The sequence below is a fragment of the Micromonospora sp. NPDC047753 genome, assembly GCF_040642735.1.
Classification (GTDB): Bacteria; Actinomycetota; Actinomycetes; order Mycobacteriales; family Micromonosporaceae; genus Micromonospora.
Genome location: NZ_JBEYSL010000735.1, coordinates 1 through 2,434 on the forward strand (window position 1 = coordinate 1; position 2,434 = coordinate 2,434).

Below are 2,434 nucleotides of genomic sequence, written 5' to 3' on the forward strand. Positions count from 1 at the left end.
CTGCAGGAGCGAGCCCGAACCTAACCGCTCGGCGTGGGTCATCCACGAGCAACAGTCGCCGTGCCCGTCCCGCCACCACCCGCCCCGGCGGTCGGCTCGGCGGTCGCCGAACGTGCCTACCCGGCCCGGGTCGAATGGCGCCCACCGGCCGTCGACCAGGAGCAGGAGCGCGCCAACGCGGTGCTCCAACGGGACCTCGGCGCGCCCCGGGTGTTCGCCTTCGCCAACCCCAAGGGTGGAGTGCACAAGACGACCGCCACCGTGCTCGCCGCGGCGACGGTCGGCAGTGTCCGCGGCAAGGGCGTGCTGGCCTGGGACGACAACGAGTTGCGCGGCACCCTCGGCCTGCGCGCCGGCAGCGCCCGGCACGCCCGCACGATCCGGCACCTGATCAGCGACCTGGCCCAGATCGAGATCCTGGAGGGCGCGACCCTGCTGGACCGGCTGGACGACTACCTGCGGCACGCCTCCGACGGCTCGTACGACGTGCTGGCCGGCGAGGAGAGCCCGCGCTTCGCCCAGCGACTGGACCAGTTCACCGTCCGACGGGTGCTGGAGCTGCTGCGGCGCACTCACGACGTGGTCTGCGTCGACACCGGCAACAACGTGGAGAGCCCCAACTGGCGCACTGTGATGCAGGCCGCCGACCAGCTGGTGGTGACCACAGTGCCCCGGGAGGACGCCGCGTTCAGCGCGGACTGGATGCTCGACCTGCTGCACGAGGAGGGCATGGGCGAGTTGGCGGACAACGCGATCACCCTCATCTCCTGCCCGACCCCGGGTCGCTCGACGCTCCAGGACGACCTGGAGCGGCACTTCGCCACCCGTACCAGGGGCGTGGCCGTCGTACCGTACGACCCGGCTCTGGAGACCGGGTCGTCGATCGAGTACCACCAGCTCCAGCCGGAGACCCGGCAGGCGTGGCTGCGGGCCGCCGCGATGATGGTGGAGCCGTTCGCCCGGTGAGCTGGTCTGCCGCCACCGGAGCCCCGGCCGGGCACCGGGCCTGAGAGGATCATCGGGTGAGCCCGGACAACCCCGACCGTGAGCGGCCCGTCGACGAGCCCGACCAACCCCCGTCACCCCGTACGCCGGACGCGACACCGCCGGAGGTCGACCCGTCGGCCGGGACAGCGCCGGGCGAGTTCGGTCCGGGTCACCTGCCGCCCTCGGCGGCGTACGGGAGCTCGCTGGAGCTGCGGTTCGACGAACCGCGTCGTCCGCTGCGTGCCCTGGCGACGGTGCTGGGCGCCGTGCTCGCGCTCGCCGCGCTGGGTGTTCCGCTCGGGCTGCTCTGGGCCGCTCTCGCGCCGGACACCCCGGTGCTCAAGACCGCCGAGGGGGCGATCTACGCCGAGCCGCAACCGGAGCAGCCGATCGCCGCCGACGGCTGGTTCAGCCTGCTCGGGCTCGCCTTCGGGCTGCTCGTGGCACTCGCCCTGTGGTTCGTGCTGCGACGGCGGCGCGGCCCGGTCGGGTTGCTCGCCGCGGTGCTCGGCACCCTGGTCGCCGCGCCGGTGGCCTGGCAGGTGGGACGGCGGATCGGTCTGGCCACCTTCGAACGGCTGCTGGCGACCGCCCCGGCCGGGCATGCCTTCAGCAAACCCGCCGACCTGCGTGCCGGTGGCGTGGACTGGCTGCTCGGCGTGCTGCCGGTGCCGCACGGCAACCTGCTGCTGCCGGCGTTCGGGGCCGCGGTCATGTACACACTGCTGGCCGGCTGGTCGCGGTGGCCGGGTCTACGCCCCGAGCCCGAGCCGGGGGAGTTCAGTTGGGTGTCGGCGGGGACGCCAGCTCCGACAGCGGCACCGGAACCGCCCGCACCTGACGCAGCAGAGCCGCCTCGCGGTTGAGCAACCGCAGCTCGGCGCGGAGCCGGGACGCGGTGTCGTCGATCGCCAGCAGCCGTTGCCGGTCGTCGACGGTGAGCGCCGCGGTCGCCGCCACCAGGTGCGAGAGCACAGTCGGGTCCTCCGGCAACTGCTCGGAGATCTCCTCCGGGTCGGACCGGATCAGGCCGAGGTACTGCCGGAACACCGCGATCACCCGGGCGGCCAGCAGATCGGCCACCTCGTCCGGGCCGCCCGGGTCGGGCAGCCACTCGACGTCGGCGGTCAGGTAGGGCTCGGCGCTGTCGTCGACCTCGGCGATCCGGAAACGACGCCGACCGACGGTGACGATGTCGAAGCCACCGTCGGTCAATTCGGTCACCTGACGCAGCTCGGCGGTGCAGCCCACCTCGTGCAGCGTCACCTCGCCGACGCCCGACGTGGCCGGGGCACCGGCGGGACCGGCGGGCGCGACCTCCCAGCCGGCCTGGATGGCCACCACGCCGAACTCGCGCGGGGCACCGTCGGGCAGGCCGACCAGGTGTCGGACCAGCGCCCGGTAGCGCTCCTCGAAGATGTGCAGCGGCAGCACCAACCCGGGAAAG

The 2,434-nt window shown here is 73.4% G+C and carries 2 protein-coding genes and 1 pseudogene; 2 read left to right on the forward strand and 1 reads right to left on the reverse strand.

What is annotated here, in order from left to right; genetic code table 11:
* Window positions 1-99 precede the first annotated feature (99 nt).
* Together ABZ749_RS33895 and ABZ749_RS33900 are read left to right on the forward strand one after the other, a co-directional pair.
* Window positions 100-966: pseudogene (locus ABZ749_RS33895) on the forward strand (AAA family ATPase); the annotation flags it as partial.
* 56 nt (window positions 967-1,022) lie between these two features.
* Window positions 1,023-1,853 carry a DUF2567 domain-containing protein gene (locus tag ABZ749_RS33900; protein ID WP_357235176.1) on the forward strand — a complete coding sequence of 277 codons (831 nt, stop codon included), beginning with the start codon at window positions 1,023-1,025 and terminating at the stop codon, window positions 1,851-1,853.
* Here ABZ749_RS33900 and ABZ749_RS33905 read toward each other — a convergent pair.
* Window positions 1,768-2,434: LON peptidase substrate-binding domain-containing protein (locus tag ABZ749_RS33905; protein WP_357235179.1), on the reverse strand; the 667-nt coding region annotated here is incomplete at its 5' end. The genes ABZ749_RS33900 and ABZ749_RS33905 overlap by 86 nt on opposite strands.